This is a genomic window from Photorhabdus viridis (assembly GCF_040256935.1).
Classification (GTDB): Bacteria; Pseudomonadota; Gammaproteobacteria; order Enterobacterales; family Enterobacteriaceae; genus Photorhabdus; species Photorhabdus viridis.
The window spans coordinates 74,373-90,719 of record NZ_JBEJZY010000017.1; the positions used below are offsets into that span (position 1 = coordinate 74,373).

Below are 16,347 nucleotides of genomic sequence, written 5' to 3' on the forward strand. Positions count from 1 at the left end.
TACAAAATTATCCTCTGTAATGAAATTATGACACCGGCGATCATTTTATTAGAAAAACAAGAAGTTAACTTTACTCTTCATACCTATGAACATGATACCAATGAGCATAACTTTGGTGCTGAAGCGGCTAAGAAGTTAGGATTGAATGCCAGACAAGTGTTTAAAACGTTGCTGGTCGCACTTAATGGTGATGCTAAAAATTTAGTAGTCGCCATCACCCCTGTTTCAGGTCAACTGGATTTGAAAAAGGTCGCCAAAGCCTTTAAAGCCAAAAAAGCAGATATGGCTGATCCATACATAGCCCAAAAAATCACGGGTTATCTGGTCGGTGGGATCAGCCCGTTAGGACAGAAAAAACACTTGCCAACAGTTATTGATAATCAGGCGCAACAGTTCCCGACTATATTTATCTCTGGCGGTAAACGGGGATTAGATATTGAACTGGCGCCTGCTGATCTGTGTCGTTTGCTGAATGGTACTTTTACCGATATAGCAAAAGGTTAATCTCAGTAAAAAAGGGCCGTCAGATTTTGGCAGCCCTTTCAATTCATCACGTTGTCAGGGATTATTGATAAACAATTTCACCTTTTGGCTCATAATCAGCCGCTTTCAGTGGTGAGTGCTTCTCGATATAGCCTTTCAAAACTTCTGCATCAACAAAACCGGTGTTGACATAGGTTGGGTAATTATCAATACGTGGGTAACCATCCCCACCAATAGCGTTAAAATCAAGCATTGCCATGCGGTAAATTTTATTTGGCTCCAATGGTTTACCACCAATTTTTACCTCTTTAACACGTTTACCATCAGCAACCAAGCTGACATTCACGAACTGAGCATAAGCGCCAGAGTCAACTTTCATATTCGCAATCGTCGCCAGGTATTGTTCAACTTCGCTGCCTTTCATCTCAACGTAAACCAATGTGTTAGCAAATGGATGCACTTTCAGCACATCTTTATAAGTGATGTCGCCTGATTCAATTGAATCACGAATACCACCACCACTCATAATCGCGAAATCAGCATCAGCACGCTCCATCATGGCAGAAAGAACAACATGGGCCATATTAGTCTGAACAAAACGAACTTTGCTGCGATCTCCTTCCAACTTACCCTCAACAAAACCCACTTTTATGCCAAGCTGTTTATCACCTTTATCCTGATAAGGCGTCAGCAACTTCATCATTTCCGGGTTTTGAGCAATTTCATGAGTGTAATAAACACGTTCAGCAGAACCATCTTCCTTTTGCACTTTCTTCTTGAGATTAATCGGGATCAACTGATAGTGAGTCAGCTTTAATTCACCATTACGGAACTGGAAATCAGCACGACCAACATATTTGCCCCACTCGTGAGCCTGAACGATCCAGACGCCATTCTGGCGATCAGGTGAACATGGCGTTCCTGGTACATAATCGATTTGTTTGTAATTTTTATTTTCCGCAGACATACAGACCGGATCTTGAGAATGACCACCTACAATCATATCCAGATAACCCGCAGGCAAACTGCGCGCCATTTCAACATCACCCGGTGCGTTGGAACCATGATTACCGTTGTCATAGTGTCCCATGTGCGTTGCCGCAATAATGACATCTGGTTTTTCACTTCTTTTCAGTTCCTCAACTACCATTTTGGCTTCTGTAGCGGGAACACGAAATTCAACATCTGGGAAATTAGCAGGGCTGCCGATTTTCGCCGTATCATCAGTCGTCAGTCCAATAACCGCAATTTTCACACCTTGTTTATCAAAAATGGTATAAGGCTTGAACAAACGTTTACCGGTACTTGTCTTGTAAATATTAGCCGCAAGGAATGGAAAATTTGCCCATTTTTCCTGTTGACGCAACACTTGCAAAGGATTATCAAACTCATGGTTACCCAACGCCATTGCATCATAGCCCACCAGGTTCATACCTTTAAAATCAGGCTCCGCATCTTGCAAATCGGACTCTGGTACGCCGGTATTAATATCTCCGCCAGAGAGCAGTAATACGCTACCGCCTTTTTTAGCGATTTCCTGACGAATTTCATCAACTACCGTTTTTTGCGCGGCCAAACCATATTCGCCGTAGTCGTTATGCCAAAAATGACCATGATGGTCATTCGTGTGCAAGATAGTAATGTCATAGGTTTTATCTTTTTCCCATGCATTTGCCAGTGCTGGAAGTAGTGTCATAGAAACAACCAAAGCACAAGCTGAGGTTTTAAACGAGAACGTCATGGTATATCTCCATGTTTTTTTTAGTGAATTGCCATGCAAAAACAGCTTCATAAGCTAACAAGGCGGGATTAACTGATCATTCTATGGGATAGGTCACTTACGCGATTATTAGAACATGATTCATTTCATCTTTTCGAGCATCTCATCAAACTATTATCTGGGATAGTAAAAAATCAACTATCAGCATAATATATATTATAAGTGCAACAAATAACCAATGAACTTACTCCCAAATAAGACAGGCTGGCAGTTAATATGAGTGAACAGAGCAACACCACCATAGTTCCACCCCATGCAAGAAAAACCAAGCATACCGTTTTTACTATTCTTGGTGCGATCAGTATTTCACACTTGTTGAATGATATGATCCAATCGTTGATTCTGGCGATTTATCCTTTACTGCAATCAGAATTCAACCTGAGTTTCGTGCAAATCGGCATGATCACGTTAACCTATCAGATTGCTGCATCTTTATTACAACCGCTGATAGGTCTTTATACTGATAAACATCCACAGCCCTATTCATTACCCATTGGGATGAGCTTTACCTTATCAGGTCTGCTACTACTAGCCTATGCTGACAGCTTCCCCATAATCTTATTAGCGTCTGCATTAGTTGGCACCGGCTCTTCGGTATTCCACCCTGAATCATCGCGCGTAGCACGCATGGCATCCGGTGGTCGCCACGGGCTGGCTCAATCTCTTTTTCAAGTCGGCGGTAATTTTGGCACCTCCCTCGGGCCTTTGCTGGCGGCTGCGTTTATCGCACCTTATGGAAAAGGCAACGTCGGCTGGTTCTCTCTGGCTGCGTTACTAGGAATTGTCGTGCTGTTGCAGGTCAGTAAATGGTATAAGGCTCAAAATCATATCCAAAAAAATCAAGCCAAAACCGCCCCTGTTGTTAAAGTTTTATCAAGAAAAACAGTGATCAGTTCTCTGACCATTCTGTTGATCTTAGTATTTTCCAAATATTTTTATCTCACCAGTATCAGCAGCTATTATACTTTTTACTTAATGCACAAGTTTGGCATTTCCGTACAAAACGCCCAGCTTCATCTGTTCATCTTTTTATTCGCAGTTGCGGCAGGGACCATCATTGGCGGACCTATTGGTGATAAAATCGGCAGAAAATACGTTATCTGGATATCAATCCTTGGCGTTGCACCTTTTACATTGATTCTGCCTTATGCTTCTCTGTACTGGACAAGTATATTGTCAGTGATTATTGGTGTAATTCTGGCATCCGCGTTTTCTGCAATCCTGGTATATGCCCAGGAGCTTATTCCGGGTAAAACCGGGATGGTATCCGGTCTGTTTTTCGGGCTGGCTTTTGGTATGGGAGGTATCGGCGCCGCGGTACTAGGTTACATTGCGGACAGAACAAGTATTGAACTGATTTATCAGATCTGTGCTTTTCTGCCATTACTTGGAGTATTTACCGCACTATTACCTAATATAGAAGATAAGAACTAGAAAAATCGCCAAAAAACCCCACATAAAAGTTACTTTTTATGTGGGAATAACCTTTATATACCTAATAAATGTTCAAAAAGATCAATACAAATCGATGTTACGGGTAATTTAATCCTTTCAATCCATATTTTTTTATGTTTTATTCATTTTTTTAGCGAATTTACCTCGAATTACCTATAAAATATGGTTACACCTACCTCTTCACTATTCTATTTAATAGCCTCAGTAAGAAGGAGTCTTAATGGAGCATTCGACACCACTTATCACCACTCTCGTTGGCGGGTTCATCCTCGCTTATCTGCTTGGTATGCTGGCACAACGTCTGAAAATCTCACCACTGGTTGGTTATCTTACCGCCGGTGTACTCGCGGGTCCTTTCACCCCCGGTTTTGTCGCTGACGCATCACTGGCACCGGAGCTGGCAGAACTTGGTGTTATCTTATTAATGTTTGGTGTCGGACTGCATTTTTCACTCAAAGATCTATTGGCAGTAAAATCCATCGCTATCCCCGGTGCTATTGCGCAAATATTGGTCGCAACACTACTTGGCGCAGGGCTATCAGCAATACTGGGTTGGGAATTATTTAGCGGTATCGTCTTTGGTCTCTGCCTGTCAACTGCCAGTACCGTCGTTCTGTTACGAGCGTTGGAAGAGCGCCAACTGATCGATAGCCAGCGAGGTCAGATAGCTATCGGCTGGCTGATTGTTGAAGATCTGGCGATGGTACTGACGCTGGTATTACTACCTGCGGCGGCTGGTATTCTTGGTAATCAGGAAGCCAATGCCGGGCAGTTAATTATGGAACTTGCCATTACCGTCGGAAAAGTTATCGCGTTTATTCTGCTGATGATTGTTGTTGGCCGCCGCCTAATCCCGTGGGTACTGGCAAAAACTGCCAGTACCGGCTCCAGAGAATTATTTACCCTTGCCGTACTGGTTATCGCGCTGGGTATCGCTTACGGCGCCGTTACACTATTCGATGCCTCATTCGCGCTGGGTGCATTCTTCGCCGGTATGGTGCTGAACGAGTCAGAACTCAGCCACCGGGCTGCTCAGGATACTCTGCCACTCAGAGATGCTTTCGCTGTTCTATTCTTCGTATCCGTTGGTATGCTGTTTGATCCGATGGTACTGATTCAGCAACCGCTCGAAATATTGGCAACACTGGCAATTATCATTATCGGTAAATCTGCCGCTGCAATGTTGCTAGTAAAGATGTTTGGTCATTCACGCCGTACTGCGCTGACGATTTCAGTCAGTCTGGCGCAAATCGGTGAATTTGCCTTTATTCTGGCTGGTCTTGGCGTTGCACTTGGCCTGCTTGACGGGAATGCCCGTAACCTTGTTCTGGCTGGTGCGATTGTTTCTATTATGCTAAACCCGGTTCTGTTTAGCTTACTAGATCGTTATCTGGAAAAAACAGAAACAATCGAAGAACAATTATTGGAAGAAACGCTGGAAGAAGAGACGCAAATTCCTGTCAATATCTGCGGTCACACTATTGTTGTCGGCTACGGACGCACTGGTAGCCTGCTATGCCAACGCTTGCAGGAAAATGAGTTCCCTCTGGTTGTTATTGAAAATACCAGAGCCAAATTTGAGGAATTGGGTGAACAAGGTATCAGTGCCGTCATGGGTAACGCCGCCAGCAAAGATATTATGTCACTGGCGCGCCTGGACTGTGCCTGTTCCCTGTTACTGACAATCCCTAATGGTTATGAGGCAGGTGAAATTGTCGCCAGCGCAAGAGAAATCCGCCCGGATATTAATATTATTGTCCGTGCTGACTATGATGACGAAGTTACCTATATCACAGAGCGTGGGGCTAGCCATGTCATTATTGGCGAATACGAAATTGCCAAAACAATGGCAAATGTGCTGGTAAACGGTGAACAAGGTTATCCGGTTGAACCTCTCTCTGTATCGCCCTCTTCGCCATCGCTTTGAGGAAATGCCGTTGATAATGGAATAATTTCCTATTTATAACCGAGCTGGGTCATGACTTTTATCATATGAGATATCCCATGACCCATTTCACTCAATTTTTAAAGCAGAGAAAATCAAATGCGAATTCAACAGTCTTGTATCTTTTTGAACAAATTTTCTTTTTTGAAAAACTAATAGGAAAACAATATCAAATCTCAATATTACATCAGAGATATAAAATGCCCTTGATTGAGGAGTAAAACATTGAGAATGAGAAAACAGATAGTACTAAAGAAGCAAAACGATAAAATAGATTAGGTTTTAAACGACCAACTTCCTGCCCTTCCCGATATAATATTTTTCCCACTCCCGTCCAAATCAGGGAGACAGGTAACAATACACAAACAAAAGTCGTCATGGAAAAAATATAATCTACCCACTGAGTGAACACAGTAAAAGGCAATACATATGTAGCAAAGACAAAAGCTTTAGGATTAAGCAAAGTGGTAAATAATACAACATTGAAACAGACTTTTACCCCATTTTTACTTAATGAAAAATGCCAGACTTTAAAAGCCAGATAAGCAATGTATGCTGAAGCACAAAGCTTTAAAACTAATATCAACCATATGAAAGTCTGAGGAATTATGGATAACAATAATCCCCATAGACTAATTGCGGTTAGATAACCCAACATCTCAGCTAATACCAGCCTGAGTGTGCTAATAAAGCCATGTGAATACCCAGACAATACTAAAAGGGTATTTGTCGGCCCAGGCATCATTAAGACCATTGTCAACATGCCAGCAATTTTCACATAATCATAATAACTACTCATAATACCCTTAGATAATAATTTATCATTTAAAGTATATATAGAATCCTTAGCACAAGTTATATTATATACTTCTTTTTTTAAAAATTAACAAGATAAAATCATGGTTATTAAATGCTATTACTTTATCTTTTCAGCTATTAACCAATACCAAAAAGATATTTATCAACCCTGAAAAAAACAAATATAAAATAACTGCATGGTCAATTTAGATATAATTACAACAACTCACAATAATATCAAAAGACAATAAAACACAATTTAAATTATATGTAAAATTCTTAGTAGGAATTCTATTATATAATTATTTTACATAAAATTAACCATATAAAATTATAGTCATTAGATACTTTATTTTTTCTTAGAAGCTATTAACTTCATCTTTTGTTCAAATGCTAATAATCTCAATGAAATAGTTCCAATTAAACAACAAACGAAACCAAAAAACCTGTACCAATATCGACAGAAAAGTCAAATGACTACCAAAGAAAATAAATATTTTGCTGAATAATCTTTATAAATTATTAGGTATATATAAAGCTGCACCATCGAAACTAGAATAGAAAAATTCTAATCCATGTATTGATACCATGCATAAAACATGAAATGACGAGTCGAATTATGGAATATCGTAGAAATATCTTATCCCCAATCCACATATAACTAATATCATTTCAATATATGACTCACAAAGGAGTCATTCCTATCCGATTATTTTGATTCTAATTAGTGAAATCAATAATTGAAAGATCAGCCACTAAAAATTTTAAAATTTGTGATTTTAGTTAAGATTTACCTTTAGCCAATCTCCTCTGAAATAAGTAGTAAGATTAAGGCGATAAATTCAAAGAAAAAACCATTATCTTTAATAAAATAATTCCTGTCTACTATTCACAATTGTACCAAATGATTTCATTGCTAAATTTAAATGCACCGCATTAATTTATACGGAATTGAAATATAATATATTAAATAGAGAATACTCAGTATTGTCTGATAACATGTTCCTCTTTTTTCCGGTTCAACATTGATAGCCGCGTGTTGTTTAATCCATTCAAATTGTCACTCTCCCATAGATTTCCAACCAGAAGCGCTACTCAGAACAGCCGCAGAGACAAAAAAACAACATCCATTAATTCATGTTTTTTATTGATATCAGGGCATGGGTCAGGTACCTCACTGATATAATTAAAAGTAGTCATCGCCAAAATCACTTTTTTATGAAAGATGATAATCAGATCGTTTTAGTGGTTATATATTACAATTATAAAATTAAACACAAATATTTAGCATAAAATATCTAATTATATTGAATTTAAGAACATAAACATTAACAAAAATATATCCCATCATAGTGGCAATATTACGGCGTCTTCAAGTGGCTAAGCTTATTGTTCCACGACTATTGCCATGTTAAGTAAATTCACCCATTGAATTAATTTAATAGTTAATGCATTTTAATTAATGATGCGGGGGAATTACCTCTCTTGAATATAGTACATAGATAAAATTAAGCTGATACAGCTCACTATAATCGCGTCGATCTTATTAAATATTGAAAATGGTGTTGAAATATAAAAATGAATTATTTAAATGGAAAACTTCCTACAATTAAACAATTACAATGCTTCCTCGCTGTTGCTCATGAATTAAACTTTCGTCGAGCTGCTGAACGGATGCTCATGACTCAACCCCCATTGACTCGGCAAATCCAATGCTTAGAAGAAATGCTCGATTGTTCTTTATTTACCCGAGATACTCATCAAGTCTATTTGACTGAAGTGGGCATTCAATTCGAAAAAAAAGCTAGAGAACTTATAAACCAATTGGCTCATTTGGTTAGAGAAACAAATAGAGAAAGTTGTACGGTAAAAATTGGAGTCACACGTGCGTTAGATTCCAGCCTCATTCCTTCCGTTTATCCTGTTTTTAAGTTATTAGACGATACAAATGTAATATCCTCTCATCAGTTGGCCTCAAAACAATTACTGCAAATGCTAGGAAGTGGGAAGCTGGATATTGCTTTAGTAGGTGAAAAACCTCTTAGCCATTTACAGGAATTCAGTTTTTACTGGCTTTATCGTGAACCGTTAATGCTAGCTCTTCCATCCTTCCATCCTTCAAGCCTCAAAGAGCGGGTTTCATTAAGGGATGTAGCTGATCTATCTTTATATTGGTTTTCACGTGGAGCTAATTCTAGCTTCTACGGTAAATGCGAAACCTATTTTCAACAGTTGCCATTTTCCTTGAAACGAATACCAAAACCTGATGACTCATTGATCATGCTGGCTAATATAGCCAAAGGGAAAGGAATGGCACTGATGCCACAGTCAATGTGTGTATCAATGCGCGAAGGCCTGTGTTATCGCAAGTTAGATAAGTCAGACAATGAGCGCCTGAACATTGATATCTATTTGGTAATACGTAGTAATGAACATCGTGATAATGTGTTGCATATAACCCAAAGATTGCTCGCTATTTCTCCAAAAAATTAATGATCCGGGCAATGTTTCGTTATATGTGCATTGATAAAACAACAATATTAATATAAGGAAACAAACAGCCTCTATGTATAGGTATTTCTTACGCTGTTATTTTTAATTTCGCACCATACCACAGTCAGTCAGGCTGTCATTAATTTTTTATGAATAAAATTGCAATGAGCAGCCTGTCTATTGTTCTAATTGACTCTTGTCAATGAAGTTTACATTACTTGAAAGGTTTGGTCTCATCTTGCCCTAAAAGTTTTTCCCTATTTAGAAACACTGTATCTGCCAGAAAGTCTGCAACTTTTCTTATCCTGAGGGAATGCGCTAAATCTGCTTGAATTACCAGCCATAAAGGTTGATCTATGCCCAAATTACTTGAAACACATATGAGACCCGCCGCGTTGGCTACAAAATGTGGAAGTACTGCCAATCCCAAGCCTGCTTTTACAGCAGAAATTTGAGCAGAAAGGGAAGTTGTGGCTACAGAAAGTGGACGACCTTTGAGTATTTGTTCAACCCATTTGAATGTAAAGAGTTGAGATTGATCATCTGTCCACCCAACAAAGTTATCGTTTTCATATTCTCCTCTAAGCGCCCCTGATGAATGAGTTGCCAGGTAATCTTCACTGCCATAGAGACCAAATCCCAAGATTCCTAATTGACGAATAGTTACATGCCCTTTCTCTGGCCTAATTATGCGAAGTGCCAAGTCAGCGTCGCGACGATGTAAATTGACAGTATGAATATCTGTCATGATCTCCAACGTTAGATCCGGATAATTTTTCTGTAGGCTTGGCAAGCTAGGAATTATTAAACTGTTTGCGAGGGTCTCCGTAGTAGCAATTCGAACTTTTCCCGAAATTTCCATGCGTGTATCCGCCTCAAGCAACAATGTATTTGCTACCATCTCCATACTTTTCGCTTTTCCCAGAAGTTCAGTTCCGTCTTCTGTTAGTCGATAACCAGCTTGATGGCGGAGAAACAATGGCATCCCAAAAGTTGCTTCAAGTCGTTCAATTCTTCTGGATACAGTTGCAACTCCTATCTTAAGAAGATCCGCAGCCCTACTTATGGTACCAGTTCGAGCCACTGCCAAGAATACACGTATATCATCCCAAACAAGAGACTGCTCAATGCTGCTTCCATTTTTGGAAAGTTGAATTCCAATATTATCTACATCTTTCATATTTGATATATGCCACAATTATCTTGATAAAAGTAAACGAGTTTAATGCATGACGTTTTTTTGATATTCAATATATCAACAGTCATCTCTGTATATATTGAATGTCGAATCGTTCATTCTTAGACTGTCATTGTCGTTCAATAAATAATGGCAGTCAAAAGTACTTGTTGCTTACTCTGAGACCAGCATTGATGAGTTAATTGGAAATGAGTTAACCACCACACATCCAATCCCCATCCTGACTAAGTCTACTTATTTAATATGATATGAGAGGCCATTATGATGAAAAAAAGAAAAATATTTATTACAGGTGCTGGTGGAGGTATTGGATCTTCATTGGTTCAGGATCTCCTGCAAGCAGGTCATTCTGTAGCTGCTGGAGACATCACATCAATTAATACTCACGATAGTAACAGCGATTCAGCTCGTTTAGTCCCCCTTCAGCTCGACATACGGGATGTCAATAGCTGCACCCAAGCTATTCAAACCGCAGTGGAGACATTTGGTTCAATAGACACACTGATTAATGTGGCAGGTATTTGCTACGGGGGCGATCCACTTACCGCGTCACCCGAAGAGTGGGAAGACACATTTGATATTAACGTAAAAGGTATGTTTCAAATAACCCAAGCCGCTTTACCGTACTTACAAGGAAAAGAGCGCTCTGATATTGTGAATATATCTTCCGTATGGGGAGTAGACTACAATCCGAATCTACTCTCATATTCAGCATCAAAGTTTGCAGTAGAGGGCTATACAGGTGGATTACGCGCGTGGGGTCTTCCCAGAAATATACGCGTGACGTCGTTGCAAGTGGACAAAGTCGATACCAACTTTCGTCGCAATTTAGGTAATGCGGGTGTTTTCCCTGATGAAAAATTGAGAAGAATGCTTACACCAAAAGATGTTTCAGAAGCGGTATGCTTTGTTCTCAGTACAAATTCGACTGCGCATGTATCATATATGCGCCTTGATGCTCCATTATGGTATCAATTGGAAAAATAAGGTCATTGTTATGCGGGTCACACCACAGCTAGCCGTCATTCTGACTCTATTTGCAACCTTCTTTTGGGGATCCAATTTTCAGGCAACAAAACTCGCTCTCAGCAGCTTACCTCCATGGACTGCATCTGTTGAACGTTTTGTCTTCGCTGTCTCAGCTATTTTTATCTTTATGGTCCTTAAAGGCGGTATTCACGGTAAGGTACTGAAGCAAAACCTTCTTGCATTCATTAGTCTTGGAACGATTGGCGTTGCCGGCTTCAATGGGGCTTTGTTCGTTGGCCTACAAAGCTCCAGCCCTGTCACTGCTGCATTAATAATGGCGACAACCCCAATTTCTGCCAATATTCTGGAAGCCATAATGAATCGCCGTTTTCCAGATCTTATCCGCGTGTACGGGATGACGATTAGTCTATTTGGTGTAGCGTTAGTTATCACCAATGGTCAATTGTTTTCTGGCGAAGCAATTCATACTGCATCTGGCGACTTAATCATTTTAGCGGGTAGCCTCGGTTGGGCAATTTATACGGTGGGAACCCGCACGTTTGTTACAGGCGCTACTCCTCTCGAAACAACTAGTTGGACGATGCTTTTTGGTACTGTGATATTGGCTATTATTGCCATTTTCGTTGAATCACCGGTTCCTTCATTATTCTCAGGAAAACTTGAGAGTCATCTGGCGAGTGTCTATATGGGGATCGCCGGTTCCGTTTTTGCCTATCTTTTTTGGAATATAGGCATTGCTACTAGAGGACCAGGAAAAACAGCGATATTTTTCAATTTCGTTCCAATTTTTGCTCTTGGTATACAAGTAGCAATGGGGGATATTCCAAGTTTAGCGCAAATTATTGGAATAATTATCACCATTGCAGGGGTACTTTTAGGGCAGGGAATGGTTGCTTCGTGGTTTATATCTAAGGGATTACCGGCGAAATAATAATCTACAATAATTAGTTGTTTGTTTTATAGGGGGGCTTGGGAAAATGGAAATATACTGTCCCCCGTTTTCTCAAAATCTGATGGGTAACTGCTGTAATTGGAATGGTAATTTGCTGAAATTTAATTAGTAGCCGTTGCTTTTCAAACACGGTTTGATGAATCGTTATCTCCCTGATTACCTGATAATGACAGAGAATACTCAAGTTATGCCAAACCGAGATTTAGTTGAATCAATAAAAGTTATCCCTGAAATTCTAGCTTTACTTGATATCCTCCCTTTCCTAAAGCATAAGTATCTACACAAATTCCCCAGGAAACGCATTTAGATGCGTTGACGACCAGTATCAGCCAGATCTCTGTAACTGGACAAGACATTGATTCATGTGATTGGCTGGGAAAGCGAGTCTGGCGGTGAGTGAAGCCCAAATAACGATAACGCGAGCGGCCAAACCGAAGCGTATCGATGAAGAAACCGGAAAAAGGCTAAAAATACAGTCAGATTCACTGCTCCGAGTCAGGCCGATAGTTATCCTGCTGATGGATGAGGAACTGACCCGGCTAGCTGCAAGTGTGTTGGATCAGTTCGACAATGTGTAGATACCTATGACCTGAAAGAAAGGGGGTTCCCACGAAAAGCATGGTGAAAGAAGAGATTTATTTTAAGTACCTTGCTCATTACTCATTATGAACAAGTGACCGCCAAAGCCACTCCTTCACCACCGCCAATACACAGCGCAGCGATACCATTCTGCAAACGGTTCCGTCTCAAGTTATGGATTAACGTCACAAGAATGCGACATCCAGAAGCACCGATGGCATGACCTAAAGCAATAGCACCACCATAAGGATTGACACGCTCAGATGGAATACCACACGAAGAAAGCACAGCCAAAGCCTGTGCAGCAAATGCCTCGTTTGACTCAAGTACATCAACATCATCAGGCTTCCACTGCTGTTTTAATATACACTGATGTATCGCTTCAATGGGAGCCACTCCCATAAGCTCGGGCTCAATACCTGTATTGGCAAAGCCGCTCAAAGTAGCCAATGGCTGTAAATTTAGACTTTCTGCTTTCTCGCGGCTACATAATAGCACTGCCGCAGCGCCATCATTCAGGGAAGATGCATTACCAGCTGTAACTGTCCCTTCTTTCTGAAAGACAGGCTTCAAAGAAGATAATTTTTCTATACTAGTCTCCCGTGGCCCCTCATCTTGTACGAAACGAAGAGTTTCTCCCTTTCTTCCTGCTATCTCAACAGCAACAATCTCGTCATTGAAATACCCCGACTGTTGAGCATAAACAGCCCGGTGATGTGATAGAAGCGCGTATTCATCTTGCTGAGCACGTGTTATATTAAATTGCTTTGCAACATTTTCTGCTGTTACTCCCATGTGAAAATGATGAAAAGCATCCCAAAGGCCATCATGTACCAAACTATCTTTCAGTTCACTGTGGCCGAGACGAATCCCTTGTCGAGACATGGGTAGAATGTGAGGAGCCAGAGACATGTTCTCCTGCCCACCAGCAATAACTATCTCCGCCTCACCACTCTGGATCGCTTGCATGCCCAAATGAACAGCCTTCAGGCCTGAACCACAGACCTTATTAATTGTCATAGCTTGGACAGTAACTGGCAACCCCGCTCGCAATGCAGCTTGCCGCGCTGGATTTTGTCCACAACCAGCCGTCAGCACTTGCCCCATAATGACCTGTTCAATATCTCGTGCAGCAACACCGCTTTCTACTAGCAAGGCACGGATGACCGTACTGCCAAGAAAAGTTGCTGGTTGATCAGCTAGCGAGCCCTGAAAACTGCCCGTTGCCGTACGTTTAGCAGCAACAACAACAACGTCTCTCATGATTTTCCTCTTGTTTCACTCTTCAGTGCGTTTTTTTGAGCTATAGCTGCACGGAACGCAGTTAGCCCATTCATGCAGGCGGGAACACCAGCGTACACTGCCATCTGGATTACAATCTCCAATAACTCTTTCTCTGTGACTCCTACATTAAGTGCAGCGCGCATATGCAGTTCTAATTGAGGCTGAGCATTACCTAAAGTAATCAAAGAGGCTACTGAGAGCATCTCACGCGTTTTAAGATCCAAACCTTCACGTCCCACAACTGCACCAAAAGCATAATCAGTAATCAAAAATGGTAAGTCTGCATCCAGTTCTGCTAAACTTCTCGTTACTCGATCTGCCAAACCTGGCTCTAATGACTCCATAATAGAGCGACCATGTTCGGTTAATTCTTCACCCATTTTCATCTTATTTTCCTTACTAATATGTTACTCTGTGCGATTTTTATAATTATCATTCTTTTCAATTTTCATAATATTCTTCAATAAATATGGGCACTTTCAGTAAGAATTTCCCAATTATTCCTTCGAGCATATGCGGCCAGATTTGTGTTATCACCAACGCAAACCGGATTTCCTGTAGCCTCTAACATCGATACATCAGAAAAATCGTCGCCATAAGCAAAGCTATTTTCCAGATCAATATGTTGGCTGTATGAAAAGGAAATTAATGCTGTTTTCTTTCCTTCTCCTATGGTTTGTGGTTCATCTATCTCTCCTGTTAGTTTTCCTTCTTTATTTAACAATAATTGCGTACAAAGAATAACATCCACTCCCAAATGCCGTCCCAATGGCTTTAATAAAGGCAACATGGAGCCGGATATAAATACTGTTAAATGACCATAAGTCTGATGCTTATAAAACGCATCTATTGCTGAAGAAATATAAATTTCATCCTTTTTAAAAAATTTATTAAACCAATTCTCACCCTCTTGATACAACTCATCTATATAAATCCCACTGAGTTGCCGATAATACATACGATTTAATTCTTCTCTTTTAGCTCCCTGAGAAAGAGCAGTTATAAACCGCTCATTAAATGCATTATATTCATGCTGACGTTGGCGACAATGGCACCAAAATTGATAAAAATGAAACATACTTTTCATTTTTATCAAAGTTTCATCAACATCGAAAAAAGCGGCTATTCGATTCACAGCTCCTACTCTCCTAATAAATATTTTGATAGGATTTAGTTAAAAAATATGTTTAATTACATTCTTATAGTTATTTGTCTTGGTGTTGTGATTATTTAAAAAGTAGTGAATTCACTGAAAGAAGCAGTAGGTAATTTTAGATGAGCATGGATATCTCCCCCCAAACCATATAAACCTATCGCACCGCCAAAACTTTGCTGACAACTCATAAAAAGAACGACAATGTTAATAATCCGGTTACGCTCCTTTCCCTCTGAGGGGAATGGATTAGGTAATTCTGCCCAATATTCTGCGTTCCCTTCAGCATCAGTAACAAAAACGTTAGGTATTCCGAGCGGCCCTGGACGACTAGGTTTCTCAGGAGCCAGATCTCGTTCACGCAGACTCATAACAGTATAAACACTGTGTGGTACCAGATGCTTAAAGGTAAAATCAAAGCGTGCACTGCGCTTGTCTTTACTCAGAGTTACCGTCAGAGTCCCCTTAGCCTTCATCCAATCCCGCAATGTAATAGGTTGCAGCTTACGTCGTCCGTCAGAAGTTCGGAAATCAGCAATATATCCTTCATGTAATGGCCTGCTTGGTCGCTGATCTCGAGCTGCTTCTGGTCGCTGCTCTGGAGCAAATATCATAGGATAGTTATTCATCGGTAGCGGTAATGGCAATGTATATAAGGTTATTTTTGCCAGATGGTCCTTTGACTGTGCATCAAGATTCTGAACAATATGATATGGTTCAACCTGTCCATAAGGTGGCAACGGACTGTTCTGATTCACAATTGCACAGCCCCAACGAATACCATCATCAGAGGGAATCTGACCGACCACGACAAAATTCCCGTGAATATCCACCACCTCAGCAGGGGGATAAAGGGGCCCCTGCGTAGTAACGGCCAGATTATAAGTTTGGCCGTATTTTTCAGGCATACACATTCTCCTCAACAGCTTGTGTGCTTATGTACTGAGTCTGCAAAATGGCCTTAGTGATTTCGTTAGCCATTTCTGCTTCTTTTTTACTGATCATTTTTTCTGGATAAACCGTGAAAGAAACAGCCATAGATGCACAAAGTGTTTTATGTTGTGAGATATGAATATTAGCTTTAAAACGGGAACGGCGATCGTTAATATCCTCTTCGACCAATTCATAATTAACCTGAGGTTTGCTTAAGAAGGGAACTAAGTGCCTGAGGCACGATCAAAGTTTTTGTCAAAGAAAACAAAATCGTGGAGATCCTCAGGCATGTTTAATTTAGAAG

15 protein-coding genes and 1 pseudogene are annotated in these 16,347 nt (G+C 40.4%); 7 read left to right on the plus strand and 9 right to left on the minus strand.

Annotation, left to right across the window (positions count from 1 at the left end):
* Positions 1-27: 27 nt before the first annotated feature.
* A complete protein-coding gene (gene ybaK, locus ABR397_RS09345; protein WP_350305502.1) occupies positions 28-504 on the plus strand; it encodes a Cys-tRNA(Pro)/Cys-tRNA(Cys) deacylase YbaK in 477 nt (158 codons plus the stop codon).
* A gap of 61 nt (positions 505-565) precedes the next feature.
* On the opposite strand, the gene ushA is transcribed toward ybaK, so the two are convergent.
* Positions 566-2,224, minus strand: coding sequence for a bifunctional UDP-sugar hydrolase/5'-nucleotidase UshA (gene ushA, locus ABR397_RS09350; RefSeq protein WP_350305503.1), 1,659 nt, complete (start codon positions 2,222-2,224; stop codon positions 566-568).
* A gap of 255 nt (positions 2,225-2,479) precedes the next feature.
* Between ushA and ABR397_RS09355 the strand changes: the two genes are divergently transcribed.
* Together ABR397_RS09355 and ybaL are read left to right on the plus strand one after the other, a co-directional pair.
* Positions 2,480-3,697, plus strand: coding sequence for an MFS transporter (locus tag ABR397_RS09355; RefSeq protein WP_350305504.1), 1,218 nt, complete (start codon positions 2,480-2,482; stop codon positions 3,695-3,697).
* Positions 3,698-3,938: 241 nt separating this feature from the next.
* Positions 3,939-5,645 carry a YbaL family putative K(+) efflux transporter gene (ybaL, locus tag ABR397_RS09360; protein ID WP_350305505.1) on the plus strand — a complete coding sequence of 569 codons (1,707 nt, stop codon included), beginning with the start codon at positions 3,939-3,941 and terminating at the stop codon, positions 5,643-5,645.
* Positions 5,646-5,850: 205 nt separating this feature from the next.
* Here the strand turns inward: ybaL and ABR397_RS09365 are convergent, their stop codons facing one another.
* Together ABR397_RS09365 and ABR397_RS09370 are read right to left on the minus strand one after the other, a co-directional pair.
* Entirely contained in the window at positions 5,851-6,462 is a 612-nt protein-coding gene (locus ABR397_RS09365; RefSeq protein WP_350305506.1) for a LysE family translocator, read from the minus strand.
* 1,062 nt (positions 6,463-7,524) lie between these two features.
* Positions 7,525-7,661 (minus strand): annotated as a pseudogene (locus ABR397_RS09370) (ISAs1 family transposase); the annotation flags it as partial.
* 378 nt (positions 7,662-8,039) lie between these two features.
* Here ABR397_RS09370 and ABR397_RS09375 point away from each other — a divergent pair.
* Positions 8,040-8,954 carry a LysR family transcriptional regulator gene (locus ABR397_RS09375; protein WP_350305507.1) on the plus strand — a complete coding sequence of 305 codons (915 nt, stop codon included), beginning with the start codon at positions 8,040-8,042 and terminating at the stop codon, positions 8,952-8,954.
* 214 nt (positions 8,955-9,168) lie between these two features.
* Here the strand turns inward: ABR397_RS09375 and ABR397_RS09380 are convergent, their stop codons facing one another.
* On the minus strand, positions 9,169-10,134 hold the full coding sequence (locus ABR397_RS09380) for a LysR family transcriptional regulator (protein WP_350305508.1): 966 nt from the start codon (positions 10,132-10,134) through the stop codon (positions 9,169-9,171).
* 279 nt (positions 10,135-10,413) lie between these two features.
* Between ABR397_RS09380 and ABR397_RS09385 the strand changes: the two genes are divergently transcribed.
* From ABR397_RS09385 to ABR397_RS09395, 3 genes are all read left to right on the plus strand, one after another.
* Positions 10,414-11,139 (plus strand): SDR family oxidoreductase, encoded by a 726-nt coding sequence (locus ABR397_RS09385; protein WP_350305509.1) that lies wholly within the window; start codon positions 10,414-10,416, stop codon positions 11,137-11,139.
* A gap of 10 nt (positions 11,140-11,149) precedes the next feature.
* Positions 11,150-12,073 (plus strand): DMT family transporter, encoded by a 924-nt coding sequence (locus tag ABR397_RS09390; protein ID WP_350305510.1) that lies wholly within the window; start codon positions 11,150-11,152, stop codon positions 12,071-12,073.
* Positions 12,074-12,462: 389 nt separating this feature from the next.
* Entirely contained in the window at positions 12,463-12,672 is a 210-nt protein-coding gene (locus ABR397_RS09395) for a hypothetical protein (protein WP_350305511.1), read from the plus strand.
* Between the two features lie 85 nt (positions 12,673-12,757).
* Here the strand turns inward: ABR397_RS09395 and ABR397_RS09400 are convergent, their stop codons facing one another.
* The 5 genes from ABR397_RS09400 to ABR397_RS09420 all read right to left on the minus strand — a co-directional run bounded on the left by ABR397_RS09400 (position 12,758) and on the right by ABR397_RS09420 (position 16,232).
* Entirely contained in the window at positions 12,758-13,936 is a 1,179-nt protein-coding gene (locus ABR397_RS09400) for an acetyl-CoA C-acetyltransferase (RefSeq protein ID WP_350305512.1), read from the minus strand.
* Positions 13,933-14,343 (minus strand): carboxymuconolactone decarboxylase family protein, encoded by a 411-nt coding sequence (locus ABR397_RS09405; protein WP_350305513.1) that lies wholly within the window; start codon positions 14,341-14,343, stop codon positions 13,933-13,935. The genes ABR397_RS09400 and ABR397_RS09405 overlap by 4 nt, the downstream gene beginning before the upstream one ends.
* A gap of 74 nt (positions 14,344-14,417) precedes the next feature.
* Positions 14,418-15,092 (minus strand): HAD family hydrolase, encoded by a 675-nt coding sequence (locus ABR397_RS09410; RefSeq protein ID WP_350305514.1) that lies wholly within the window; start codon positions 15,090-15,092, stop codon positions 14,418-14,420.
* A 95-nt stretch (positions 15,093-15,187) separates the two neighbouring features.
* Complete coding sequence (locus ABR397_RS09415; RefSeq protein WP_350305515.1) at positions 15,188-16,018, minus strand: hypothetical protein; 831 nt, start codon at positions 16,016-16,018, stop codon at positions 15,188-15,190.
* Positions 16,011-16,232, minus strand: a complete 222-nt coding sequence (locus tag ABR397_RS09420) for a hypothetical protein (protein ID WP_350305516.1) — start codon at positions 16,230-16,232, stop codon at positions 16,011-16,013. The genes ABR397_RS09415 and ABR397_RS09420 overlap by 8 nt, the downstream gene beginning before the upstream one ends.
* Positions 16,233-16,347: the final 115 nt, after the last annotated feature.

Bases quoted from the DNA above. Each gene is read 5' to 3' on its own strand.
- ABR397_RS09380 (WP_350305508.1), bottom strand. From the start codon at position 10,134: ATGAAAGATGTAGATAATATTGGAATTCAACTTTCCAAAAATGGAAGC.
- ABR397_RS09400 (WP_350305512.1), bottom strand. From the start codon at position 13,936: ATGAGAGACGTTGTTGTTGTTGCTGCTAAACGTACGGCAACGGGCAGT.
- ABR397_RS09355 (WP_350305504.1), top strand. From the start codon at position 2,480: ATGAGTGAACAGAGCAACACCACCATAGTTCCACCCCATGCAAGAAAA.
- ABR397_RS09390 (WP_350305510.1), top strand. From the start codon at position 11,150: ATGCGGGTCACACCACAGCTAGCCGTCATTCTGACTCTATTTGCAACC.
- ybaK (WP_350305502.1), top strand. From the start codon at position 28: ATGACACCGGCGATCATTTTATTAGAAAAACAAGAAGTTAACTTTACT.
- ABR397_RS09365 (WP_350305506.1), bottom strand. From the start codon at position 6,462: ATGAGTAGTTATTATGATTATGTGAAAATTGCTGGCATGTTGACAATG.
- ABR397_RS09415 (WP_350305515.1), bottom strand. From the start codon at position 16,018: ATGCCTGAAAAATACGGCCAAACTTATAATCTGGCCGTTACTACGCAG.
- ABR397_RS09405 (WP_350305513.1), bottom strand. From the start codon at position 14,343: ATGAAAATGGGTGAAGAATTAACCGAACATGGTCGCTCTATTATGGAG.
- ybaL (WP_350305505.1), top strand. From the start codon at position 3,939: ATGGAGCATTCGACACCACTTATCACCACTCTCGTTGGCGGGTTCATC.
- ushA (WP_350305503.1), bottom strand. From the start codon at position 2,224: ATGACGTTCTCGTTTAAAACCTCAGCTTGTGCTTTGGTTGTTTCTATG.
- ABR397_RS09385 (WP_350305509.1), top strand. From the start codon at position 10,414: ATGATGAAAAAAAGAAAAATATTTATTACAGGTGCTGGTGGAGGTATT.
- ABR397_RS09375 (WP_350305507.1), top strand. From the start codon at position 8,040: ATGAATTATTTAAATGGAAAACTTCCTACAATTAAACAATTACAATGC.